20 protein-coding genes are annotated in these 25,117 nt (G+C 54.9%); 13 read left to right on the plus strand and 7 right to left on the minus strand.

Going from position 1 to position 25,117, the window contains the following annotated elements; all coding sequences use genetic code 11:
* Positions 1-136 precede the first annotated feature (136 nt).
* Together E1H13_RS19205 and glgX are read right to left on the minus strand one after the other, a co-directional pair.
* Positions 137-2,308, minus strand: a complete 2,172-nt coding sequence (locus tag E1H13_RS19205) for a glutamine synthetase III (RefSeq protein WP_169615640.1) — start codon at positions 2,306-2,308, stop codon at positions 137-139.
* A gap of 366 nt (positions 2,309-2,674) precedes the next feature.
* A complete protein-coding gene (glgX, locus tag E1H13_RS19210) occupies positions 2,675-4,744 on the minus strand; it encodes a glycogen debranching protein GlgX (protein ID WP_169615642.1) in 2,070 nt (689 codons plus the stop codon).
* A gap of 230 nt (positions 4,745-4,974) precedes the next feature.
* On the opposite strand from glgX, the gene E1H13_RS19215 reads away from it, so the two are divergent.
* Positions 4,975-5,598, plus strand: a complete 624-nt coding sequence (locus E1H13_RS19215; protein ID WP_169615644.1) for a helix-turn-helix domain-containing protein — start codon at positions 4,975-4,977, stop codon at positions 5,596-5,598.
* Positions 5,547-5,738, plus strand: a complete 192-nt coding sequence (locus E1H13_RS28075) for a zinc ribbon domain-containing protein (RefSeq protein WP_347404190.1) — start codon at positions 5,547-5,549, stop codon at positions 5,736-5,738. The genes E1H13_RS19215 and E1H13_RS28075 overlap by 52 nt, the downstream gene beginning before the upstream one ends.
* Positions 5,739-5,777: 39 nt before the next feature.
* On the opposite strand, the gene E1H13_RS19220 is transcribed toward E1H13_RS28075, so the two are convergent.
* Together E1H13_RS19220 and E1H13_RS19225 are read right to left on the minus strand one after the other, a co-directional pair.
* Complete coding sequence (locus E1H13_RS19220) at positions 5,778-6,161, minus strand: AbrB family transcriptional regulator (RefSeq protein ID WP_169615646.1); 384 nt, start codon at positions 6,159-6,161, stop codon at positions 5,778-5,780.
* 448 nt (positions 6,162-6,609) lie between these two features.
* Positions 6,610-7,527, minus strand: coding sequence for a histone deacetylase (locus E1H13_RS19225; RefSeq protein WP_169615682.1), 918 nt, complete (start codon positions 7,525-7,527; stop codon positions 6,610-6,612).
* Positions 7,528-7,789: 262 nt separating this feature from the next.
* On the opposite strand from E1H13_RS19225, the gene gyrA reads away from it, so the two are divergent.
* Entirely contained in the window at positions 7,790-10,393 is a 2,604-nt protein-coding gene (gyrA, locus tag E1H13_RS19230; protein ID WP_169615648.1) for a DNA gyrase subunit A, read from the plus strand.
* Positions 10,394-10,421: 28 nt separating this feature from the next.
* On the opposite strand, the gene E1H13_RS19235 is transcribed toward gyrA, so the two are convergent.
* Positions 10,422-11,720 (minus strand): MSMEG_0569 family flavin-dependent oxidoreductase, encoded by a 1,299-nt coding sequence (locus E1H13_RS19235; RefSeq protein ID WP_169615650.1) that lies wholly within the window; start codon positions 11,718-11,720, stop codon positions 10,422-10,424.
* Positions 11,721-12,173: 453 nt separating this feature from the next.
* Between E1H13_RS19235 and E1H13_RS19240 the strand changes: the two genes are divergently transcribed.
* From E1H13_RS19240 to E1H13_RS19260, 5 genes are all read left to right on the plus strand, one after another.
* Positions 12,174-12,656: an MSMEG_0572/Sll0783 family nitrogen starvation response protein gene (locus E1H13_RS19240; protein ID WP_169615652.1), complete on the plus strand. Its 483-nt coding sequence runs from the start codon at positions 12,174-12,176 to the stop codon at positions 12,654-12,656.
* Positions 12,657-12,674: 18 nt separating this feature from the next.
* Positions 12,675-13,691: a Nit6803 family nitrilase gene (locus E1H13_RS19245; protein ID WP_169615655.1), complete on the plus strand. Its 1,017-nt coding sequence runs from the start codon at positions 12,675-12,677 to the stop codon at positions 13,689-13,691.
* 178 nt (positions 13,692-13,869) lie between these two features.
* Complete coding sequence (locus tag E1H13_RS19250; RefSeq protein ID WP_169615657.1) at positions 13,870-14,958, plus strand: MSMEG_0568 family radical SAM protein; 1,089 nt, start codon at positions 13,870-13,872, stop codon at positions 14,956-14,958.
* 96 nt (positions 14,959-15,054) lie between these two features.
* Positions 15,055-15,570, plus strand: coding sequence for an MSMEG_0567/Sll0786 family nitrogen starvation N-acetyltransferase (locus E1H13_RS19255; RefSeq protein WP_169615659.1), 516 nt, complete (start codon positions 15,055-15,057; stop codon positions 15,568-15,570).
* Between the two features lie 3 nt (positions 15,571-15,573).
* On the plus strand, positions 15,574-15,861 hold the full coding sequence (locus E1H13_RS19260; protein WP_169615661.1) for an MSMEG_0570 family nitrogen starvation response protein: 288 nt from the start codon (positions 15,574-15,576) through the stop codon (positions 15,859-15,861).
* Between the two features lie 561 nt (positions 15,862-16,422).
* Here the strand turns inward: E1H13_RS19260 and E1H13_RS19265 are convergent.
* Positions 16,423-17,607: a zinc ABC transporter substrate-binding protein gene (locus E1H13_RS19265; RefSeq protein WP_169615663.1), complete on the minus strand. Its 1,185-nt coding sequence runs from the start codon at positions 17,605-17,607 to the stop codon at positions 16,423-16,425.
* A 78-nt stretch (positions 17,608-17,685) separates the two neighbouring features.
* Here E1H13_RS19265 and E1H13_RS19270 point away from each other — a divergent pair, with 78 nt between their 5' ends.
* From E1H13_RS19270 to E1H13_RS19285, 4 genes are all read left to right on the plus strand, one after another.
* Positions 17,686-18,429: an ABC transporter ATP-binding protein gene (locus E1H13_RS19270; protein WP_169615666.1), complete on the plus strand. Its 744-nt coding sequence runs from the start codon at positions 17,686-17,688 to the stop codon at positions 18,427-18,429.
* Between the two features lie 414 nt (positions 18,430-18,843).
* On the plus strand, positions 18,844-20,922 hold the full coding sequence (locus tag E1H13_RS19275) for an NAD(P)H-quinone oxidoreductase subunit 5 (RefSeq protein WP_169615668.1): 2,079 nt from the start codon (positions 18,844-18,846) through the stop codon (positions 20,920-20,922).
* A gap of 119 nt (positions 20,923-21,041) precedes the next feature.
* Positions 21,042-22,631 carry an NAD(P)H-quinone oxidoreductase subunit 4 gene (locus E1H13_RS19280; protein ID WP_169615670.1) on the plus strand — a complete coding sequence of 530 codons (1,590 nt, stop codon included), beginning with the start codon at positions 21,042-21,044 and terminating at the stop codon, positions 22,629-22,631.
* A gap of 107 nt (positions 22,632-22,738) precedes the next feature.
* Positions 22,739-23,176 (plus strand): Uma2 family endonuclease, encoded by a 438-nt coding sequence (locus tag E1H13_RS19285; protein WP_347404191.1) that lies wholly within the window; start codon positions 22,739-22,741, stop codon positions 23,174-23,176.
* Between the two features lie 466 nt (positions 23,177-23,642).
* On the opposite strand, the gene E1H13_RS19295 is transcribed toward E1H13_RS19285, so the two are convergent.
* Entirely contained in the window at positions 23,643-23,816 is a 174-nt protein-coding gene (locus E1H13_RS19295) for a universal stress protein (RefSeq protein WP_169615676.1), read from the minus strand.
* 338 nt (positions 23,817-24,154) lie between these two features.
* Here E1H13_RS19295 and E1H13_RS19300 point away from each other — a divergent pair, with 338 nt between their 5' ends.
* A complete protein-coding gene (locus tag E1H13_RS19300) occupies positions 24,155-25,057 on the plus strand; it encodes a PAS domain S-box protein (protein WP_169615678.1) in 903 nt (300 codons plus the stop codon).
* The last annotated feature ends 60 nt before the right edge of the window (positions 25,058-25,117 follow it).

Here is a 25,117-nt window from a genome sequence, read left to right on the forward strand (position 1 = left end):
ATGTCTGTCCCATCGTTCGCGGTAAAGCGGGTACCCCGGTGGAGTAGGGATCAACAGGGACTGCGTTGCCATCGACGGTCAGAACACGACCGCATCAGACTAACCAGCCCCTATTAGACGCCATTGACTTAAGACACTACTTAATAAACAGCATCTCTTGGTAGGTGGGCAGGGGCCAGAGGTCGTCTGCCACTTCCCCTTCTAAGGCATCCGCAGAGTCCCGCACCTCATCCATCAAAGGTCGAATTGTTTTGGCGCAGAACTGCATGTGTTCTTCGATGGACATAAAGTGTTTCGTCAGCATGTCCTCTAGGTTGCTAACGGAGGCCATCATCGCCTTGGTCAACTCAGCCACCGTGACAACGCTGTCTTTACCAAACTCAATGCCAATATCGCCCAGGTCATCAATGGCGTTGGCTAGCTCGGCCATATACCGCATGGCGGCGGGGTAGATGATGGTTTTAGCCATGCTAACCACCAACTTGGCCTCCACCTCGATGGACTGGATGTACTGTTCTGAGTAAGCTTCAAACCGGCTGCCCAACTCTACAGGGGTCAGTACCTTTTCCTTGGTAAACAGATCTTCGATGTATTGTTCCCGCAGCACCGGCAGGGCATCGGCAGTGGTTCTCAGGTTGAGTAATCCTCGCTGATTAACCGCCATTTCATGCCACTCGCTAGAGTAGCCATTGCCGTTGAACACCACGGCCCCATGATCGCAGATGATATCCCGCAGGATGTCATGGATGGCCACATTTAGCTCCACCCCGTCCCTTAGCTTGGCCTCTAGTTGATCCGCCATCCAGTCGAGGGAATCGGCCAGGATGGTGTTCATCGCCACTAAGGGGCCAGCCACGGACTGACCAGAGCCCACCGCCCGAAACTCAAACCGATTACCGGTAAAGGCAAAGGGGGAAGTGCGGTTACGATCGCCCGCATCCTTGGGAAACACCGGTAGGGTGTCCACCCCCAAGTTCATTTCTCCCTTGGCTTGACAGCCGGTAACTTCCCCTTGGGCAATCTGGTCAAACACATCTTGCAGCTGGGAACCCAGATAGATCGAAATGATCGCTGGCGGGGCTTCATTGGCCCCCAGGCGATGGTCGTTACTGGCGGTGGCAATCACCGCCCGCAACAGGGGTCCGTACTTGTGGACGCCACGAATGACAGCACCACAAAACACCAGAAACTGGGCATTGGCATGGGGGGTGTCCCCTGGATCTAAGAGATTGCCTTGGGTGGCGTTGCTGACAGACCAGTTCACATGTTTGCCAGAGCCGTTGATGCCAGCGAAGGGTTTTTCATGTAGCAGACAGACAAAACCGTGCTTTTTGGCGGTGTTACGCAGCACCGTCATCATCAACTGCTGGTGGTCGCTGGCTACGTTGGCAGATTCAAAGAAGGGAGCAATTTCAAACTGGCCAGGGGCCACCTCGTTGTGGCGAGTTTTGGCCGGAATTCCCAGGCGGTAGAGCTTTTCCTCTACATCCTGCATGAATATCTGCACCCGCTCGGGGATGGCCCCGAAGTAGTGGTCGTCAAACTGCTGACCTTTGGCAGGAGATTTACCAAACAGGGTGCGGCCTGCCAGCAGTAAGTCGGGGCGGACGCTGGCAAAGTTGGCATCTACCAAGAAATACTCTTGCTCAGCCCCGCAGCTAGAGTTTACCGGTGCTACGTCGTCATGGCCCAGCAGCTTCAGCATCCGACTAGCGGCCTTGCCCATGGCGGCATTGGAACGCAGCAACGGAGTTTTCTTGTCCAGGGCCTCCCCAGTCCAGGAGACAAACACCGTGGGAATGCAGAGGGTGACGCCGTTGTCTGTTTCCATCACAAAGGCGGGACTGGTCACATCCCAGGCGGTGTAGCCTCGGGCTTCAAAGGTGGAGCGAATGCCGCCATTGGGGAAAGACGATCCATCCGGTTCCCCCTGCACCAGCACCTTGCCTGAAAATTCGGAAATCACCGAACCATCGCTCTGCACCGAAATAAAGCCATCATGCTTTTCGGCGGTGGCGTTGGTCAGGGGATAAAACACATGGGAATAGTAGAGCGCCCCTTTGGAGATAGCCCAATCTTTCATGGCAACAGCCACCACATCCGCCACAGAGACATCTAGGGGGGCACCGGTTTTAATCGTTTTATGTAGCGATTTAAATACCGACTTGGGCAAACACTCCTGCATTTTGCCCAGGGTGAAAACATCTTTGGCCCAAAGATCTTCTAATTTTCCGGGGGGGGTATGGGCTGCGGGCTGACGATTGGTAATGTTGGCAATGGCCTGGGCACGTAATTCATTCCCACTCATAGGGACTCCTTCAGATTCAAGTAATGTGGTAAGACTTAAGGCTTTTTCAGGGCTCAATTAAGTCTTTCAAGATGAAAAGCTAACAAGATAAAAAGCCAGAAAAAATGATGGCTGGGTCATTGTTGCTTAATGATTTAGCCCATCATTGCCCTACTGCCTAGCTTTAATAGAACAGCAAAACAACTCATTAACAGCAACTAATGACAACTCCCTGACAATTAACGCCACAATGTTTACCTTCAAAAAGCCCTATGAATTATTCCATTGAACTGGGCTTTTTATTTCAACGACCTTGGTGATGGTAGAGGTAGCATTAAAACAGGTTTGTAGTCATCAATACGTTGGTAGGTTAAGTTTCGTTAAAATCTAATTTTGTCCTCGGCTGATCAACACCACCGTCGAGCGTGGACTGACGGGATAGCTCTCTCCTTCCACCGTGATCGATTGGTCGGGGTAGCTAAAGTCCCGAGGGGGTGCCACAGCGGTATCCACAATCCGATGCCATCGCTCATGTATATCCAAGGGGGGGAGATCGAATACCAAGGGCTGCCAGTAGGCGTTGAGCATAATGTGTAAATGCTCGTTGGCGTCGGGATAGCACATACTAAACGCCAGGGAATGGGAGTATTCTGCCCAATCAGGTTGTCCCAGACGAGTACCGTGCCAAATGATGTGGGGTTCATGGTGCCAGTTATCCGTCACTCGCAGCAGGTGCTCAATCTGCATCACCTTAAGGTTTTGAATCAGGTGAATTAACCCCTGAGTGAAGCGGAGCAGGTGCTGCTCTTTGTCGACCATGGCCCAATCGAACCAGCTGATGGGGTTGTTTTGACAATAGGCGTTGTTATTGCCCTGCTGACTGCGGCCTACTTCATCCCCCATTAACAGCATGGGAGTGCCCTGGGCCATAAACAACAGGGTCAAGAAATTTTTAATTTGCCGCTGGCGCAGATGGTTAACCGCAGGATCTTGGGTTGGGCCTTCTATGCCGCAATTCCAGCTGTAGTTGTCGTTGGCACCGTCGCGGTTAAATTCACCGTTGGCCTGGTTATACTTGCGGTTATAGGACACTAAGTCATTGAGGGTAAAGCCATCATGGCAGGTGACAAAGTGAATGCTGCGGTTGGGTTCGCGGTTGGGTTTTTGGTAAATGTCGGGGCTACCCAAAATGCGGGAGGCCAAAGCAGGCACCAGGCCAGCATCTCCTTTCACAAACTGACGCACCTGGTCCCGAAAGGGGCCGTTCCACTCCGCAAAGCGATCGCCGATAAAGCTGCCCACCTGGTATAGCCCAGCAGCGTCCCAGGCTTCGGCAATCAGTTTAGTACTGGCGAGGATGGGGTCTGATTCAATGTTCCAGAGAATGGGGGGATCTTCTAAGGGGACACCCGCCCTATCCCGAGACATCACCGAAGCCAGGTCAAACCGAAAGCCATCCACATGCATATTGGCCACCCAATAGCGTAGGCTATCGAGAATCATTCGACCCACCACCGCGTGGTAGGCGGCGATCGTGTTACCGCAACCGCTGTAGTTGGCGTAATAAATGGGGTTATCTTCGAGCAGATAATATGTCTTGTTGTCAATGCCCTTAAAGCTCAGAGTCGGTCCTTCGTGGTTGCCTTCGGCTGAGTGGTTAAAGACAACATCTAAAATCACCTCAATGCCTGCCCGATGCAAGGCTTTGACCATATCCCGAAACTCGTTCACCGGCCCTAGGGGGTCTTTGCGCGAGCTGTAGGCCCGGTGAGGGGCAAAAAAGCTGAGGGTGCTATAGCCCCAGTAGTTTTCTAACCCAGGGCGCACATCTTGGGGGTCAAACTGGTGAATGGGCAGGAGTTCTACCGCTGTCACCCCCAGTTCTTGCAGGTAGGGGATTTTGTCGATCACCCCCGCAAAGGTGCCCCGCTTGTCGGCGGGCAGATCTGACGAGGGGTGTCGGGTAAAGCCACCCACATGCATTTCATAAATGACGCTTTTGGCATAGGGGATATTCAAGGGGCGATCGCCTTCCCAGTCGTAACCCCGGGTATCCACCACCACACTTTTTAGGGCTGTGGCACAGTTGTCCCCAGGTCCGATCGCAGCTTCGCGATCGTAGCTATCGTCACCAATAACCGCTTTAGCGTAGGGGTCGAGCAGTACCTTAGTCGCATCAAACCGATGCCCTTCCGCTGGGTTAAACGGCCCATGAACCCGAAATCCATACACCTGTCCCGCCTTCAGCCCCGGCACAAACACATGCCAATAGTAAGAGGTGCGGTTCCACTGGGGATCGAGGGAAATGACTCGGTTCGGTGTTTGAATATCGGCAGAGTCAAACAGCAGTAGATCAACCCCAGTAGCGGATTTAGAGTAGAGACAAAAGTTAACACCAACCGCATAGATGGTGGCACCCAGGGGATAACTTTGGCCGGGTAGAACTTTGAGACTCATAAACAGTTGTGGACGCTAGCTCCTAACTTTACCATTGCCCCCCAGCAAACAGAGGCATTTAATTTTACGGGAGCGGCCTTTTATTTATAGAAAAGTGGAGGGCACGGGAACTAGATAAAACCCCGTCCTTCAGGCCGGGGTTACAGAATGGTTCCCGCGCCGCTGCAAAGCGGCAGAGTAGCAAATAGCACATGAACTATAGTAAAATATGGTACACACGAACTATAGTCATGCAGATCAACAAAGCCTACAAATTCCAGATTTACCCGAATCAGGAGCAAGAGCAATTCTTTGCCCACCACTTTGGCTGTGTGCGCTTTGTCTGCAACCGGATGTTGGCCCTGTTCCAGGAAACGCGCCAGTTCAACAAGCACGAATACAAGACGATGCTGCCCGACTTGAAGCGGCAATTCGAGTGGCTGAAATACCCCAATTCTCAGTCTTTTCAAAGTGCCGTAGATAATCTAGCTTCTGCCATCTCCCGATGGGGTAAAGGGCAGGGCGGCTTTCCCGTGTTCAAAAAGAAACACCTCAAAAATAGCTTCGAAGTATCCCAGAACTGGTGGGTAAACGACGCAGGGAAGCTCCACACTCCTAAACTAGCTAGGGGCATCAAGGTGGTGTGGCATCGGCCTTTGGGGCAGCACAACAAACAGCGCTATCCCTACAGAGTCAACTACATCGTGATTTCGCGCAGCCCATCCGGGAAATACTGGGCCTTGTTCTCCTGTGTGCGGCTATTCGGGCGCTGCACGGCTACGCCACCTACAAAGGCAAGTCGTACGGAGCTGCCGTTCAATTCATTGAACGCTGGTTCCCCTCCACTAAGCTTTGTTGGGCCTGCGGGTCACTGAACGACCATTTGACGCTCAGCGACCGAGAGTGGACGTGCCCGACCTGTGGGCAGCATCATGTGCGCGACGTGACTGCGGCATGGAATATCCTGCAATCATCGGTTCGTCTGTTGCCGGGGAACCCGGAATTAAGCCCCTAACCGGGGCAGAAGCCCCGCCCTTTTAGGGTGGGGTTCAGTTCACTCTTCGTCTCCGTTTTCATCAAGCTTAACCAGATGAATGTGCTTGTAGCCCAACTTGATCCGAAATTCGTCCCCTGGCTTCAGGCCCATTTCTTCGGTGTAAGCAGAACCAATGACAATCTGGCCATTCTTATGCACGGTGACATTGTAAGAGGCTTCCCGGCCACGGCCATCCTTCCCCTTCTCTGGCTCTAACTGAATCCCCTTGGCCGATAACAGAGCATCATAGAATTCTGCCAGATTCACACGAGTCTGCCCTTCCTTGCCGACCGTGTAGTAACCACATTCTTTAGCGAGTTCGCGCTTGGAAAGACTGTCGTTTTCTTTGACGGTTTTCAAAAGTTCCTTGCCGGTCAGGGGTTCTTTACTTTTGGTTGCCATAGCTGAAACCATGAATAGGGTACACATTAAAAATTTTTGCAGCTGCTAGAGCAATGTTCCCTAGGGCCTTACAGCACATCCTCTTGTACTTTGGCTTGTACTTTGGCAGGCGGCTACTCTAGCAAACGACTACGTTAGCGAATGGCCAAAATGAGGCAAATCAAAAAGAGGACGGGACATCGTTGTCTAGCTTACCCCAATTATAGTAATAAAATATCCAATAAGATCCACATTTATAAAATTAGAATTTTATGCATAAGGTTGCCCTAAACCGAGGTTGGCAAAGGGCAAATCTCCTTTTATAATTCATTGTTCTTGTAGAAGCGGCCACCAAAATTACCGGGCCTTAGGTGTAGCTATTCCAATTCTAAGAAGGAACCCTCTGTTCCACCGTGGAGCGATGGGGAATTAGTCACCAATTGACGACATAGGCAGCTAACTTGATCGCCTATAGGCCAAGGCGAGCGGCAATAGTGGCCATCACTGATTGACTCAGGGCAGCATGGTCATATCCCCCCTCTAAGCCAAACAGGATGTGGTCGGTGATGGCCATACAATGGCGGGTAAAGTCACCATAATCTGAGGGCTGTAAACAAATGTTCGCCAGGGGGTCAGCGGCGGTGGCATCGTACCCGGCACTAATAATGAGTAGATCGGGCTGAAAAGCGTTTAGAAAAGGAACAACCTGGTGTTGAAATTGATGCTGGTAATCAACTCCAGTGCTGCCTGGGGACATGGGTAGGTTTAGCACATTGTGGTGTAGCCCAGTTTCGCTGGCCAAGCCAGTGCCGGGATAAGCTGGGGACTGGTGCAGGGAACAGTAGGCGATGGCGGGATGATTTTCTACTAGGGCCTGGGTGCCATTGCCATGGTGCACATCCCAGTCGAGGATCGCGACCCGCTGAATGTGGGGTCGGTCCAGGGCATGGTGGGCGGCGATCGCCGCATTAGAGAAGAGGCAAAATCCCATGCCGCGATCGCGGCCGGCATGGTGACCCGGGGGCCGGGCCAGTACAAACGCCGAGTGACCGGTTTGCAGCACGTAGTCGACCCCATCTAGCCAGGCGGCCACCGCCAACCGAGCTACCCCATAGCTGCGTTCTGACACCACGGTATCGCCATCGATCTGGCCACCTCCTGCCGCGGCCAACTGCTTGAGGGCCTCCACATAGCGGGGGTTATGTAGCCTAGTAATCTGATCATCCACGGGCCGCTGCTCAGGGCTATGCCACTCCAGATGGTCCGTCCAGGGGGCCGCCTTCAGAGCTTGGACAATCGCTGTTAGGCGTCCAGCATTTTCGGGGTGGAAAGGCCCTGGGTCGTGGGCCAAAAAATCTGGGGAATAAATAACCGCAAAATCGGCCATGGTAAAGGCGTGGTGCACAACAATCGCCAAGCGCAACAATTGCTGGAAAATACCATGCTCCATTCGGTTTGAAACCAGCCTGGGGATAGCTTTGCCAGCTGTCTTCCACCATAGCGCCAAATGTCTGAGCCCCCTGATTTTATGCTAAAATAATAAATGCGCTAAGTCTAAAATTTAGCCTTTATTGAGCGCTATTCAGCACCGTCTGGCGTGGCCGTCTGATTAGCGCTTTGTCATTCGCCAATTCGGAGTTTTTTCGCCTATGGCAACCCCAGAAGAGCGTATTGTCCCCACGGATTTGCGCAACGAAATGTCTCGCTCTTACCTGGAATACGCCATGAGCGTGATTGTGGGTCGAGCCCTGCCAGACGCCAGAGATGGTTTGAAGCCAGTGCATCGCCGTATTTTATATGCCATGCACGAGTTGGGCTTGACCGCCGACCGCCCTTTTCGGAAGTGCGCCCGGGTAGTGGGGGAAGTGCTGGGTAAGTATCACCCCCATGGGGATACAGCGGTATACGATGCCCTGGTGCGCATGGCCCAAGACTTCTCGATGCGATCGCCGCTGATTAATGGCCACGGCAACTTTGGGTCCATCGATAATGACCCTCCTGCCGCCATGCGGTATACCGAGTGTCGCCTGCAATCCCTCTCCAGCGACTCTCTACTGCAAGATATCGAGTCAGAGACTGTCGATTTTGCCGACAATTTCGACGGGTCGCAACAGGAGCCGGTGGTGCTCCCCTCCCGCCTACCTCAGCTGTTGCTGAATGGGTCGTCGGGGATTGCTGTGGGCATGGCCACCAACATTCCGCCACACAATCCTGGTGAGTTGATTGATGCGGTCATTGCTCTAATCCACACCCCTGAGATTTCCACGGCTGAGCTGATGGAGCTTGTGCCTGGTCCTGACTTTCCCACGGGGGGGCAGATCTTGGGCCGCAGTGGCATTCGCGACGCTTATATGACTGGCCGGGGGTCCGTGACCATGCGCGGGGTGGCTAACATTGAAACCATTGAGCAGCGGGGTCGTCCCGATCGCGAAGCGATTATCATCACCGAGTTACCCTATCAAACTAATAAGGCGGGGATGATTGAGCGGATCGCCGAAATGGTGAACGAACGCCGACTGGATGGTATTTCAGATATTCGTGACGAGAGCGATCGCGATGGCATGCGCATCGTCATCGAGCTGAAGCGCGATGCCTATCCCCGGGTGGTGCTCAATAACCTCTATAAGCAGACCCCCCTACAAAACAACTTTGGGGTGAATATGTTGTCCCTGGTGAATGGGGAGCCCCAGTTGCTAGGGTTGAAGCCCATGTTGGAAGTCTTTCTGGACTTCCGGATTGAAACTATTACCCGCCGCACCCAATACGAGCTGCGCAAAGCCCAGGAGCGGGACCACATTTTGCAGGGCTACCTAATTGCCCTAGCGAACTTAGATGCAGTTATTGCCCTGATTCGGGCGGCGGCCGATACCCCCTCCGCCAAGCAGGAGCTAATGGACATCTACGGTCTGTCTGAGCTGCAGGCCGATGCCATTTTGCAAATGCAACTGCGGCGGCTGACTGCCCTAGAGGCGGACAAGATCCAGCAGGAACACGAAGAACTGGTGGCTCGCATTGAGGATTTGGAAGATATTCTGGCCCGGCGCGAGCGGATCCTGGAGATCATTGTCACTGAGCTGGGAGAACTGAAGGCGAAGCATGATGACCCCCGGCGCACGGTGATTGAATTAGACGAAGGGGAATTAACTGACATTTCCCTGATTGCCAACGAGCAGGTGGCGATTTTGGTTACCGACCAGGGGTATATCAAACGCATGCCCGTGGCCAGTTTTGAGGCGCAAAGCCGGGCCACCCGGGGCAAGGCAGGGGCTAAAATGCGCGAGGATGACGCGGTGCAGCATTTCATCACCTGCTATACCCACGACCATGTGCTGTTCTTTAGCGATCGCGGTGTCACCTATTCCCTGCGGGCCTATCAGGTGCCGGAAGGGTCGCGGGTGGCGCGGGGAGTGCCGATCGTGCAAATGCTACCCATCCCTAAGGAAGAGGTGATTACCTCGGTGCTGGCGGTGCGAGAGTTCACCGACGAAGACTATCTGGTGATGTTGACCCGGGGGGGCTATGTCAAAAAAACGGCCCTGTCTGCCTTTAGTAACATTCGGACCAACGGCCTGATCGCCATCTCTCTGGAAGATGGGGATCATTTGAGGTGGGTGCGTTTAGCCCGGACGACTGACAGCCTTTTAATTGGATCCCGTCAGGGTATGACCATCCACTTTAAGGCGGACGACGATCAGCTGCGGCCTTTGGGTCGACCCACCCGGGGGGTGCGGGCCATGAATCTACGGGACGGCGACGAGCTAATCAGCATGGATATCTTGCCCAGCCAAGTGGTGGAAGCCGTGATCCAAGCTACAGCGGCGGGCCAGGCCAGCGATAGCGATGATGAGGATGATGCCAGCGGCGGCGAAAACGGGCCCTGGGTGCTGGTTATTACCGCCTCGGGCCTAGGTAAGCGGGTGCCAGTGTCCAAATTCCGGTTGCAAAATCGGGCTGGGATGGGGCTGATGGCGATCAAGTTTCGCAAGGAGGACGATGCCCTGGCAGCCCTGCTGGTGGTTAACGAAGGGGATGAACTAATGTTGATTACCCATCGCGGCATCATCATTCGCCAGCGCATCGGGGATATTTCCATTCAGTCTCGCCCCGCCACTGGGGTGCGGTTGCAGCGGCTGGATGGGGATGATGCGATCGCGGCTGTGGCCGTCGTACCCCCTACCCTGCAAGACGCTGAGGACGCTGAGGACAGCGAAGTCAACGATGATGAAACCGGGGCTGTGGTGGAAGCGGAGTAGCCCTGGGTAGACCCCTGCTGCCTCAGCCTCAGGAGCCCAACGCCATCTCGTTAATCACCTCCAGTAGGGGCGATCGCTCCAGCAGCGATCGAGAGGATTGCCGTTGGCGTTGGGCCACCACAATCCGATCGGCCAGGTACTGGGCATCGCGGGCAATCCCCGAAAACCGGGCTGACCCCCAGGTATACAGCCAGGGTAGCCCCAGCACGTAAAACCCAGGGACCGGGGTGACGCCGCGATCGTGGCCAGGGTAGCCCTTGCCGTCAAACACGGGCACATCAACCCAACTGAAATCAGTGTGGTAACCCATACACCAAATCACCGTAGTGATATTAGCTGCACCGAAGTCTAGGGAGCGAGGTTCGGTCTCTGGCTGCCACACAGGGCGATAGGGTGGCTCTGGGGGAGCGTCAATCCCATGTTTCTCAATATAGCTATCGATGGTGCGCTTAATGCTTTCAGCCACCGCATCCGCCTGATCGAGATTTTGGCAAAGAGTGCCGTCAAAAGACAGTTGCGAGTCGCGAATATCGAGCAACCTACCGTACAGCTGCATTCCCTGCAGGGCAAAGTGACGTAAATCGATTTCGTGACCGCCGCCCCGACCAGTGACGTAGTGATTGGTTTTGTGGCGCACAGTGTCCTTTTGGGGATGCTGGTCGATGGGTATATCGTAGTAGCCCATCTGGTCAAGCCAGTCCACCACATCTTTACCCCGGTAGCGGCGAGGCGATCGGGGTGCCCCCCCCACACACAGATGTACCCGTCGTCCAGCAAGATGCAAGTCTTCAGCAATTTGACAACCAGATTGCCCTGTACCCACCACCAGCACATCGCCTGGGGGTAAAGATTCAGGATTTTTGTACTGGGAAGAATGAATCTGGGTAATCGACTCGGGCAGACGACTCGCCATCGCCGGTACCTTAGGTCGGTGGTACCCGCCTGTGGCCACCACCACCTGGTTAGCCAAATAATCATCGCGGCTGGTGGTCAGGTGAAATCGGTAGCCATCTTGTCGCAGTCGATGCACCGCCACCTGTTCTGCAATCGGTGGCTGAAACTGATGGGCATAGGCTTCGATGTAAGCCACAATGTCATCCCGTCCCATAAAGCCATGGGGGTCATCCCCTGGGTAAGGAAATCCGGGCAATTGACACTGCCAATTAGGAGTAACCAGGCAAAATGAGTCCCATCGTTGGTGGCGCCAAGCATGTCCAATGCGATTTTTTTCCAAGATCTTGTGGTCAATACCACGCTGTTTGAGGTAATAGCTAATGGACAAGCCCGCCTGGCCACCGCCCACAATGATCACGTCATGTTGCTGCATAGTTAGGGTCGTTTTCGCTTGGCTAAGAGTTGTCAGTCTTTAATTGGGGCTAGTCACCTGAAAATAGAGGCTAAAAATTGGTTGACCTGTAGTCATGACTACAGAATCAATGAAACTATTGGTATGACCAGGGTAGTTAGCCCCAAGTTGAGCGTTGTGGTGATCAGGGGGTAGGGCACCGATCTGACCGGGGTTGGTAGACGACGTAGAGCCCCCTTAACAAGCTGCACCCATAGGGCTACAACACCTGTCGAAAGTGATAGGTATCTGAAAAAAAGCGAGAAAACGACGCCATAATCTGACTTTCCCCTAGCAGTACTAATAGACCTAGGCAAAGTGTTGCTAAAGATACAGGTGTTTAAGGGGCAGCCTCTTAAGGTCTAGTCAAGAATTTTGCCACTAACGTTGCACGATTGACTCCGAACGAATGACTTCAAACGAAAGGACAAACCTATGCCTGAAGTAACAACCCCTGCTCACAAAGCTGGCGATTTCTTTGTGGATTACGAAGAAAAAGTATTCCCAGACGTGCAGGCAGAACCCGGGGAAAAAGCCCTGGTCACCTTCCACACCGTTGCCTTTGAAGGATCCATTGGCTTAGTGAATTTGCTTCAGGCGACCCGCTTGATTCGCAAAGGCTTCGACACCTCTGTGTTGCTCTATGGACCCGGCGTCACCCTGGGGGTGCAGCGGGGTTTTCCGAAGCTGGGGGATGAAGCCTTTCCTGGGCATTTGGCGATGAACAATCAGCTTACCAAGGTGATGGAAGAAGGCGGAAAAGTGTACGCCTGCCGGTTTGCTTTGCAGGCTCTCTATGGCCATGGTGAGCCCTCCCTGATTCCGGGAATTAAGCCCATCAACCCCCTGGATGTACTGGACATTGTGCTGGTGCATCGCAAGGAAGGGGCCTTCATTCTAGATACCTGGACAATGTAGTCAGCCCCAAGACTCGCTATGGATTACTCCCAGACGGTTCGCGCCGCAGCGGTACAGATCAGCCCCGTGCTGCACAGCCGGGAAGGAACTACGGAAAAGGTGCTCAATGCGATCGCATCTGCTGCCCAGCAAGGGGTTAATTTAATTGTCTTTCCAGAGACATTTATCCCCTACTATCCCTACTTCTCGTTTGTGCAGCCGCCAGTGCTGATGGGTAAAGCCCACCTACAACTGTACGAGGAAGCAGTTACTGTCCCTGGTCCAGTGGTGGATGCGGTGGCCCGGGCGGCGCGCTCCTACAGCATGGTGGTGGTGCTGGGCATTAATGAGCGGGACGCTGGCTCCCTCTACAATACCCAGCTAGTTTTTGATGCCGACGGCACCCTGCTGCTGAAGCGGCGCAAAATCACCCCCACCTACCACGAGCGCATGGTCTGGGGCCAGGGGGATGGGGCTGGGTTGCAGGTGCTTGATACCCAGGTGGGACGGTTGGGGGCCTTGGCCTGCTGGGAGCATTACAATCCCCTGGCCCGTTTTGCCCTGATTACCCAGCATGAGCAGATCCACTGTGGTCAGTTTCCGGGTTCGATGGTGGGGCAGATTTTTGGCGACCAGATTGAGGTCACCATGCGCCACCATGCCCTGGAATCCGGCTGCTTTGTGGTCAATGCCACCGGCTGGCTAACAGCGGAGCAAAAGCAGCAGATTACCCCTGACGAGTCCCTGCACCGGGTGCTGAGCGGCGGCTGCTACACTGCCATCATTAGCCCAGAGGGGGTGCCCCTGGGGGACCCGATTACAGAGGGGGAAGGAATGGCGATCGCCGATCTGGACTTTTCCTTGATCACCAAGCGCAAGCGGATGATGGACAGTGCCGGCCACTATGCCCGACCTGATTTGCTGCAACTGCATATGAATCGCACCCCTTGGTCCCTTACCCAGCCGTTGGACCAGACCGCTGCCGCAACGCCTCCGGTGGTGTGGCCCCCTGACCTAGATGCCACCGAACCCAAAACCCTGGTCAATGACGGCTGAAGCCGCTGACGTGCAAGACCTACGCTTTGCCGTTCATGTTGTTTCAAAACGCGTCCCCGACTGGGACCCATTTCACGCCAGCTCCTAACCTCTGAGAACTAGCCCCTGAATGGGCCAGACCGCACCATACCAAAAGTGCATGCTATTGCCCAATTGTTCCCCCTTACCTAGACAACCTATGCAGAAGCAGCAGTTGATTACAGACCTTCAGTCCCACGGTTTGCGTTTGGTGGACGGTGCCAGCGGCGCTAGCGGGCGTCGGGGGGGAGCGGGTCCCTCAGACCATAAGGCGATCACCGTTGATGGCACAACGGTCATGGTGCCAGTCTATACCGACTCTGCTACGGACTCCCCTTACCAGATAGAGGTGACCCAGGGGAGTAACCGGGCCACCCTTAGCCGCACCCAGGAGTCGCTGGCCCAAATTGAATTCCCAGCTCAACCTCGGTTTTATGGCTTGACCACCGCCGACGGCATCCCCTATCACCAGATTGCCCTACTCCATGGTCGCGATGTGCTGGCTACCACCGTGCAGCAAACCTGTATGCGCTACCGGGATCCGGCCACAGCCTGCCAGTTCTGTGCCATCGAGAAATCTCTGGAACAGGGACGCACCCTGGCCCGTAAGACCCCAGCCCAATTGGCAGAAGTGGCGGAGGCCGCGGTGCGTCTCGATGGGGTTACCCATATGGTGATGACCACGGGTACCCCCCACACCGCCGATCGCGGCGCGGCTTACCTGGCTGAATGCGCTCAGGCGGTTAAAGCTCGTGTGAATCTACCGATTCAAGCCCAATGTGAGCCGCCTGCTGACTTTGGCTGGTTTCTACGGATGAAGCAGGCGGGCATCGATAGTCTGGGCATGCACCTAGAGGCGATTGATTCGGCCGTGCGGGCCAGAATTATGCCAGGCAAGGCTGAGGTGTCCGTGGATACCTACTTCGCGGCCTTTGAGGCGGCGGTGGCCGTGTTTGGCTGGGGCCAAGTGAGCACCTATCTGCTGGCAGGGCTGGGGGACTCTGTTCAGACCCTAGTGGCAACCTCGGAGCGGTTGATTGACCTGGGGGTGTATCCCTTTGTGGTGCCGTTTGTGCCCCTCAGCGATACTCCCCTAGCGACCCATCCGGCCCCCAGCCCTGACGTTATGGTGGCGGTCTATCAACAGGTGGGACAACGGCTAAAGCAAGCAGGCCTGACCTCAGCAACGATCGCAGCGGGTTGTGCCAAGTGTGGGGCTTGTTCGGCCCTGTCAACCTTTGAACACTGAGGTTTGGGTTGCGAACTCAACCCAAAACCCAAAATCCAAAATCTAAAACTCAAAACCTCCCCTACCTTGTCCTCTACTGAGTCACCCACCGATCCCATGTCCCTGCCCCGTTATACCTTTGAACTGGCCCAAGCCCCTCAGGATGTCCGAGCTTATTTCCGTCTACGGCAAGCCATTTTCTGCCAAGAGCAGCAGCTGTTTACCGGCAATGACGTGGATGAGACCGACGCGATCGCCTATCCGATCATTGCCGTTGAGCACGATGTTCTGGCTGGCCGCCAGATTGTCGGCATCGTGCGCATTTACGAAGCGGCCCCTCGCCTTTGGTACGGGGGCCGCCTGGGGGTACACCCCCGCTACCGGCGGGTGGGCCGGATTGGCAAAGGCCTGATTCAAAAGGCTGTAACCACAGCCCATAGCTGGGGCTGCGATCGCTTTTTGGCCACGGTCCAGCAGCAAAATGTCCGGTTCTTTCGGCGGCTGCACTGGACCTCCCTGGAGGAGATAGAGATTCACCACCACCCCCACCATTTGATGGCCGCCGATTTGGCGTTTTATCCCCCCAATGGGGAAACCAGGCCAGCGGCGCAACCCAGCCAACAGGTGTCTTGAACCATGCCTGAAATTCGGTTTCACATTCGCTGGCCTGATGGAGAGGAAGACATCTGCTATTCTCCGTCTTTAGTGGTGCAGGATTACTTTGAAGTGGGTGAGAGCTACACCCTAGAGGAGTTTTTAGACCGCGCTCGCACCGCCCTATCGATCGCTAGCGATCGGGTTCAGGCTAAATATGGGTTCCCTTGCAGCCGCGCCCTGGGGCAGCTGCAACACATTGAACAGCGGTCAGCCCAGTACGGCACCTTGGAGGCTCCCCAAGTGAGTCTGCTGCGATTTATTCCTTGAAGCTCCCGTGGGGGCACCCTGTTATGACCCTCTGTTTTGGTCGTGATATCTGTGGCGATCGGGCTGTCGTTACCCAGCGAGATATGGGAGTTGATCCAGAGCAGGCATGACGGGAAAGGCGGTTCACGGTTCACGGGTAAGCAGTTTAAGGCCAGCCGTAGACCGTGAACAGTCCTAGTGCAGCGTCAAGCCTTGAATTTAGGGTTAGCAGATGTAGAGATTTGGTGGTATCAAGGTCCGAAATCTCCTCCTTTGGAGGCCTGCGCTGTATAGCCTGCGGCATGGCTTCGCTAGCGCGTAGCGGCCCCGGAGGGGCAACGTGTCGAAGTGGGTAGGGGTGGGTCAAGTAAGCTCAAAAAGACCCACCCCGCCCTGCGGGCACCCCTCCGTGGGAGGGGATGGTAAGTCCTGATATGTTGAAGCAACCTCTCTGAAGGTAAAAGGCTTTTGCAAAGCGCTTACCCTAATTTTTAGCGATGACAGACCACTAGCCTGTCATCGCTAACTAGATAAACGCCTAAATCTAGATAGACGCCTAGATCGGCGCGCTATCGCGAACGCCTAGATCGGCGCGCTATCGCGAACGCAGCTTCCCCCCAGGGCATCCACAATGGTGCAAGTATTAACTACCAACATCTCCTGGGTGGTTTCCGCCCCCGTCCCTGGGCCACCGGGACCTTCGACGAACAGGGGTTGATCCGCCACGATTACCCCCGCATCGGTGGCCACGGTTTCAATCAGCTGCGGGTTAGTGGTGGTTTCGGCAAAAATCGCTGGGACCTCAGCGGTTTTGACTTGATCCACCAGGGAGGTCATGGTCCCTGGGGTGGGCTGTTCTTCGGTGCTGAGCCCACTCAGCGCCCCCTTCACCTCAAACCCATAGGCGTCGGCAAAGTACTGGAAGGCATCGTGGGTGGTTACCAGTTGCCGCCGCTCTACAGGGACGGTGGCTACCTGGGTTTGAATCCAGGTATCAATGTCGTTGAACTGGGCGATGATGCGATCGCCATTATCCTGATACAGTTCGGCCTGATCGGGGTTGAGCTCAACCAAGCTATCCACAATCACCTGGGTAATGGTGGCGTTGTTGGTGGCGTCATGCCAGATGTGGGGGTCAGGTACCAGGTCGCTATCGGCCACCGCATCGTGACCGTGGTCGTCCTCTTCATCGTGGCCGTGGCTGTGACCGTGGTCGTCCTCTTCATCGTGGCCGTGGCTATGGCCGTGGTCGTCCTCTTCATCGTGGCCGTGGCTGTGACCGTGGTCGTCCTCTTCATCATGGCCGTGACTGTGACCGTGGTCATCCCCGTGGTCATGGTCGTGGCTGTGGCCCTCCCCCAGCAGCGGATCGGTCACCGCCGCTTCATACACCGCCACCCGTGGGATCGCACTATCGCTGTCTTCCACCATGGCAATAATGGCGGGGGCAAAGTCGTAGCCGTCGTAAAGGATCAAATCGGCCTGTTCAATCGCCTGGCGATCCGAAGGCCGTACCTGATAGGTGTGGGGATCTTGACCAGGATCCATCAGACAGGTCAGATCAATGGTGGCCTCTGCAACTTGTTCAGTCAGATCGCAGAGAATACTGGTGGTAGCGACCACCTGGGGGAGATCCTCGGGTGACACGGCTCCATCGCCAGTGGCCGTCTGATCCCCGTCAGTGGCGCAGCCTAGCAGGGTCGCCCCTAGGGCCAGCACGACCCCAGCCCCAAATCGCCTTGGGCTGATGGCTATAGATTTCAACATGATGATTCGCTCTCCCACATTTCCAGAACTGATCTATGATGGCTACGAAGCGATAATGGTTATCATTTCACGGATGCCATGCTAGAGGTTCAAAACCTGTCTGTCAACTACCGGGGAATATTGGCCCTGGATAACGTTTCTCTGGTGCTCGAGCCTGGGGAATTGGTGGGCCTGATTGGTCCCAATGGTGCCGGTAAAAGCACTCTGATCAAGGCCATGCTGGGCCTGATTGCTTGCCGGGGACAAGTGACCTATGGTGGTGTCCCTTTACGGCGGCGGCGGCGAGCGATCGCCTATGTCCCCCAGCGATCGCATATCGATTGGGACTACCCAATTACGGCTCAGCAGGTAGCCATGCTGGCCCCCTCAGCCCTGACCGGATGGTTTCGCAGGCCTGGGCGCACCGCTAAGCAACAGGTGGCCGTGGCCCTAGAACGGGTGGATATGTTGCACCTGGCCCATGCCCCCATTGGCGAACTGTCTGGGGGACAGCAGCAACGGGTGTTTTTAGCCCGGGCCTTGGCCCAAAACGCTGATTTATTCTTACTTGACGAGCCTTTCACCGGTATTGATAAAAAGACTGAAGCCCTAATGTTGGCGATTTTCGCCGAACTTAGGGCTCAAGGCAAAACCCTGGTGGTGTGTAGTCATGAGTGGGGGGACGCCCTGAACCGCTACGACCGGTTGCTGCTACTGAACCGCCACCTGCTGGCCAATGACATTCCCCAAGCCGTCATGACCTTCGATAACATTCAACGGGCTTACGGTCAGGCCAGCCAGTCCTCTGGTTCTAAACAGACCTACGCCGACTTCTTTTGCTAGTCAGGTTAAGCACACAGGGGACTGACATCAGCCAGGGGGGCAGCACTTCGCCTTTCTGGCGATCGCATCACCCCAAAGAGAGAGAAGTGTCACGGCTTAGCCAACGATTGACTAATTTCAATCAAGTCTTTCACTTAGATAGTTTTTTCAGGCTAAGCTGCCAACGCCACAATCCAACATTTTTCTTAAGAAAATCAACCCTTGCTAATTCTGATCCTCAGAATAGGCCAGTGACAGGGTTTTCATCGGTTTATCTCTGGTCCTCTCGGCGGCTGTTAGGGCCGTGAAACACCCCTGATAGGTTTGGGCTATCCCAGAATTATGATGTCAATCCAACTTTTCGTTGGTGAAGGTTATGTCAGAATGTAAGCGGTTTTTTGCCAACTCATACAGCTCTTGGAGTGGGCAGTCACAATGGATTCTGTAGACACACTTTATCAATATGCTTGGCTGGTGCCAGTGCTGCCTCTGATTGGGGCGGCTATTGTTGGCACCGGATTAATTTCCTACGGCGAGGCCACCAGCAAACTAAGACAGCCATCGGCACTGCTAATTGTTTCCCTGACCGGGGCGGCGATGGTGCTGTCTGGCCTAATTTTTTGGAGCCAGGTGCAGGGCCACCAAACCTACACCCAGATGTTCGAGTGGGCCGCCGCTGGCGACTTTCGCATCGAAATGGGCTATACCATCGACCATCTGGCCGCCCTGATGTTAGTGGTGGTCACCACCGTAGCCTTCTTGGTGATGATTTACACCGATGGCTACATGGCCCACGACCCTGGCTATGTCAGGTTTTATGCCTACCTCAGCCTGTTTAGCTCCTCGATGCTGGGTTTGGTGATTAGTCCCAACCTGCTCCAGGTTTATGTGTTTTGGGAACTGGTAGGCATGTGCTCCTACCTGCTAATTGGCTTTTGGTACGACCGTAAGCCCGCTGCCGATGCCTGCCAGAAGGCGTTTGTCACCAACCGAGTGGGTGACTTTGGCCTACTACTGGGAATTTTGGCCCTGTTTTGGGCCACGGGCAGTTTCGACTTTGAGGTGATGGGCGCACGCCTGACGGAGTTGGTTAATACCGGCACTTTGAGCGTCGCTATGGCCGCTGTGTTTGCCATTCTGGTCTTTCTTGGCCCTGTGGCCAAATCAGCCCAGTTTCCCCTGCATGTGTGGCTACCTGACGCCATGGAAGGCCCCACCCCGATTTCGGCTCTGATTCACGCGGCGACGATGGTGGCAGCAGGGGTATTTCTGGTGGCCCGCATGTACCCGGTGTTCGAGCATATTCCAGCGGTGATGACGTTGATTGCCTACACAGGGGCATTCACGGCCTTTATGGGCGCGACCATTGCCATTACCCAGAACGACATCAAAAAAGGGTTGGCATTTTCCACCATGTCGCAGTTGGGTTACATGGTGATGGCCATGGGGGTAGGTGCCTATGGGGCCGGTTTGTTCCACCTGATGACCCACGCCTACTTCAAAGCCATGCTGTTTTTGGGCTCTGGCTCTGTGATCCACGGCATGGAGGCGGTGGTAGGTCACGATCCGGTGTTGGCCCAGGATATGCGCCTGATGGGCGGCCTCCGCAAATACATGCCGGTAACCGCCATTACCTTTCTGATTGGTACCCTGGCCATCTGCGGTATTCCCCCCTTCGCTGGGTTCTGGTCAAAGGATGAGATCCTAGGGTCTACCTTCGCCGTTAGCCCGGTGTTGTGGGCCGTGGGCTGGGCCACCGCTGGCATTACCGCCTTTTACATGTTCCGGATGTATTTTTCCACCTTTGAAGGGGCATTTCGGGGCAATGACGAGGGCATTCGCCGCGACCTGAAGCGAGCTGAACTCCAGCGCATGGGCCTGTCCTTAGGGCCTGGGGCCATGAACCCCCAAGAGCTGACCCTGGATGCCTCTGAAGATGACCACAGTGATCATCACCATGCCTCTGAGCCCCATGAGTCGCCCTGGTCCATGACCTTTCCGCTGATTGCCCTGGCCATTCCTTCGGCGCTGGTGGGCCTGGTGGGGACGCCATTTGCCAACTACTTTGAGGCCTTTATCCATCCTCCTGGGGAAGTGGTAGAAGCCTTAGAGGCGGCAGAACCCTTCGACTGGAATGAGTTCATTCTAATGGCCGGTAGCTCCGTGGCGATCGCGGTGGCTGGAATTGTGCTAGCGGTGCTGATGTATCGAACTAAGGCGATTGATCCCAAAGCGATCGCGGCCAAAATTCCAGCCCTTTACCAGCTCTCCCTTAACAAGTGGTACATCGACGACATCTACGAAGTGGTATTTGTCCAGGGCAGCCGCAAGCTGGCCAAACAGGTGCTCGAAATTGACATTCGCATTGTCGATGGTCTGGTAAACCTGGCGGGCTTTGTCACCCTGGTGACCGGCGAGGGGCTGAAGTACCTGGAAAACGGTCGAGCCCAGTTCTATGCCCTGATTGTGTTTGGCGCGGTGTTGGGGCTAGTGCTGCTGTCCGGGGTGACCTAGGTAACAGGTATACGGTGCAAGGTATACAGCAGAACCGTAAACCGTGAACCGTGAACCGTATACCCAACACCCAACACCCAACACCCAAAATCCGACATCTAAACGACCCTAACGACCCTATGGATCTCGCGACTTTTCCCTGGTTGACAACCGTTATTTTGCTGCCCCTGTTGGCCAGCGTCGCCATTCCGTTTCTGCCCGATGACAACGGCCGAACGGTACGCTGGTACTCCCTAACAGTTGGCCTGGTAGACTTTGTTCTAATTGTGGTGGCCTTCTACCTCAATTACGACTTCAGCCAACCAGGCTTGCAGCTGGTCGAAAGCTACACCTGGGTACCCCAGTTGGATCTGAAGTGGTCCCTGGGGGCCGACGGGCTGTCGATGCCCCTGATCCTATTGACCGGGTTTATTACTACCCTGGCGATTCTGGCGGCCTGGCCGGTCACCCTTAAGCCCAAGCTGTTTTATTTTCTAATGCTGGCCATGTACAGCGGCCAACTCGGCGTCTTTGCCGTCCAGGATATGCTGCTATTCTTCCTGTTTTGGGAGCTAGAGCTGATTCCGGTCTACCTGCTGCTGTCCATTTGGGGGGGCAAAAAGCGGCTGTATGCCGCCACCAAGTTCATTCTGTACACCGCCGGGGGGTCACTGTTTATTTTGGTCGCCGCCTTGGCCATGGCCTTTTACGGCGACACCATCAGTTTTGACATGCGGGTGCTGGCCGAAAAGGTTTATCCCCTGCGGCTCCAGCTGTTGCTGTATGCAGCGTTCTTGGTGGCCTATGCCGTCAAACTGCCGATTATCCCCCTGCACACCTGGCTGCCCGACGCCCACGGCGAAGCCACCGCCCCGGTACACATGCTGCTGGCCGGTATTCTGCTAAAGATGGGGGGCTATGCCCTGATTCGCATGAACTTGGGCATGTTGCCTGATGCCCACACCTACTTTGCCCCCATCTTGGTGATTTTAGGCTGCGTCAATATCATCTATGCGGCGTTGACCTCCTTTGCCCAGCCCAATCTAAAGCGCAAGATCGCCTATTCCTCTATTTCCCACATGGGCTTTGTGCTGATTGGCATTGCCTCCTTCACCAACCTGGGCCTCAGCGGTGCGGTGCTGCAAATGATTTCCCATGGCTTGATTGGTGCTAGTCTGTTCTTCCTCGTGGGGGCCACCTACGATCGCACCCACACCCTGATTCTGAAAGAGATGGGTGGCGTCGGCAAAAAGATGCCCAAGATCTTTGCCATGTTTACCGCCTGCTCCCTGGCTTCTCTGGCTCTGCCGGGGATGAGTGGGTTCGTGGCCGAGTTGATGGTGTTTGTGGGCTTTGCCACCAGTGATGCCTACAGCTTTACCTTCCGGCTGATCACCGTGATCTTTATGGCAATCGGCGTGATTTTGACCCCCATTTACCTGCTGTCAATGCTGCGGGAAATCTTCTACGGCCCCGAGAACAAGGAGCTGGTGGAGCACGAGGTACTGGTGGATGCCGAACCTCGGGAGGTGTTTATTATCGCCTGTCTGTTGGTGCCGATCATTGGGTTTGGCCTCTATCCCAAAATGCTGACCCAAATCTACGACGCCACCACCCAACAGCTCACAGCCCGCCTCGGGAATGTGTTTGTCGCCAGTGAAGCCGTGACTGAAGGCAGCCCCCCGATCGCTGCTCTGCCAGTGCTTAAGGCTCCTTCAGTGAGTCAGTAACCTGCCGGGAAATAGTGTGAGAGCGTGCAGGCGATTCCAGTGCCGTGCACGCTGTTTTTTTTTCATAACAGTAGAGCACCCGACAAGATCCGCCCCACGCTTCTCGTATTGATGACGGGGGTGATTACCTCAAGGCGCTCTTTGCAAACCGAGCAAAGGTGCGGGTGCAACTGCCCATCACCCTAGCCCCAGGGTCTGAGCCGGAGCCTGATTTTGCCATTGTTCGTATTGATGAAAATCGATATAGTAATCGCCACCCTCAGCCGCAGGATGTGCTGTTGCTCATTGAGGTGGCCGACTCGACTTGGAAGCACAATGGTTCGAAACCGGCCCTGGGGGGCCATCGCACCCATAAAGCCCAAATCTATGCCAAAGCTGGTATTGGCGAATATTGGATTGTCAACATCAAAAAACGCCAGGTTGTCGTACTGCAAGACCCTCAAGACGGCTTATATCAGTCTGAACAAACCTTCACTGAAAACGATCAAATTGCGCCACTTTTATTGCCAGATGTTGTAGTAAACCTACGTTATTTAATTCTTTGACCTGTAGTTTTTGACTGACTTAGCCGTCTTTGCTCAAAGAAGTCTTGAGGACGGCGGTTCAGCGGCGCAGTGCCTGTTTCTCGAATGCCTAGCTTTGGGGAATGGATAGGATTATCGCCTATCACCCTCTCCAAGGTGACGTAGCGGCCATCTTCTAAGTCCAGCAACCAGGTCAAGGGGATGTGGTCATCTTTTGGCCGTTTGGAGAGAAACAGTGCGAGGATATTTTGGCGAGTAGTCGTTTGTCATAGCACGTAGAGAATCACTATCAAGGGAATGCTGACTAGGACTGCAAACAAGAGGGCCTGTTTCACCCGGTTGTTGATCACACCCACAGCCAAGATAATGAGCGCGAACAGGATAATCAGGCCAAGGTAAATGAGATCTTCTCCACCCTGGTCAATGAGACTGGGATCGGTTTGATCGGCCGATGATTGGGCGAGGGTTAGCAGTATGGGTAGTTGGCTCATGAGGGTTCACGGCCAAATACACCGGGTAGGTCAGACCCCATGGCGGCAGAAATGGGCTCTTCAACCGCTAACAACGTGAATACAGTGCCCTGATGAGTCATGAGTTGTAGAGCTTTGTGAAGGGCGTATGGTTCAGACTGAGAGTTATCGATCGCAACCAAGATATTCATAGGGCAATGTCACTGATTTAAGGCTGGTGGGCAGAGCCCACCCTACGACAGATCAAGGCTTCTGGCCATTTGCAATGGTTACATTGCAGCTTATTTCAGTGACATTCATTCATAGGGCATTTACCAGTTGAATAGGAATTATAGATCAGGGCGGGTCGTCAAGCCGACGACAGACGTCTGGCGCTGACGGGTCAACCGGGTCTATGGTGCAGGGTCTACGGCTCGCCTTGAACCGCTTACCGTGAACCGTGAACCCTAAGTCAGATCTCTCGTCATTATTTTTTGACTCAACACTAATCTCTACCGGGAACAATAGAGTTTAGTCAACGATAGGGACAATGGACAGCACAGCCGATCTGGATGCGCTATGGCGGCGAGTACAGCAGTTGGAGGCAGAAAACGCTGATCTCCGGCGGCAGGTTGCGGCTTTGGGGGCTGGGGAGCTGCGATCGCACCCTGCCATTGCACTGTCCCAGGTTGAGGCAACCTGCCAGTTCGATCGCGCCATTGTGGCTGCTATCCCCGACTTGCTGCTGCGGGTGGGGCGCGATGGCACCTGTTACGACTTTCGTCCCCCCCTGGATGCGGCCAGGGGCAAGTTTCTGCCTATCCAGCACCATTTGTCTGAGGTGCTGCCCCCAGATTTGTTGGCCCACCAGCTTCAGCGCATCGAGCAAGCCCTGGACACCGGCAACCTGCAGATTTGGGAGCAGCAGTTTGAGAAGCAGGGGGTGATGGCCTACGAGGAGGTACGCCTTGTCCCCTGTGGGCCAGAGGAATGCCTGCTGATTGTGCGAGACATCAGCGATCGCAAGGCGATTGAACTTGCCCTACAGACCACCATCGAAGAACTGGAACGGTTTTTCTCGGTTGCCCTAGATTTGCTCTGTATTGCCGATACCGACGGCTATTTCCACCGTCTCAACCCCGCCTGGGAGAGAATTCTGGGCTACCCGCTGGCGGATCTGGAGCATACTCAGTTTTTAGAGTATGTTCATCCTGACGACCGGGAGAATACCCTGGCGGCGATCGCCACCCTGGCCCAACAGCAAGAGGTCACGAACTTTGTCAATCGCTACCGCTGTCGGGATGGGACCTACCGCTGGCTAGAATGGCGGTCGGTGCCTGTGGGCTCTCAGGTGTATGCCGCTGCCCGCGACATTACCCTCAGGCGAGAGGCCCAACAGGCCCTGGAATCCACGCGATCCCAGTTGAGTAGTGTCCCAATACTGTTCGGATAAACAGAATTTCAGTATATTTGCACTGTTCTGACAGAGCAGGTGTATGGTGCAACTCAAGGA

The sequence above is a fragment of the Nodosilinea sp. P-1105 genome (genome assembly GCF_012911975.1).
GTDB lineage: Bacteria > Cyanobacteriota > Cyanobacteriia > Phormidesmidales > Phormidesmidaceae > Nodosilinea.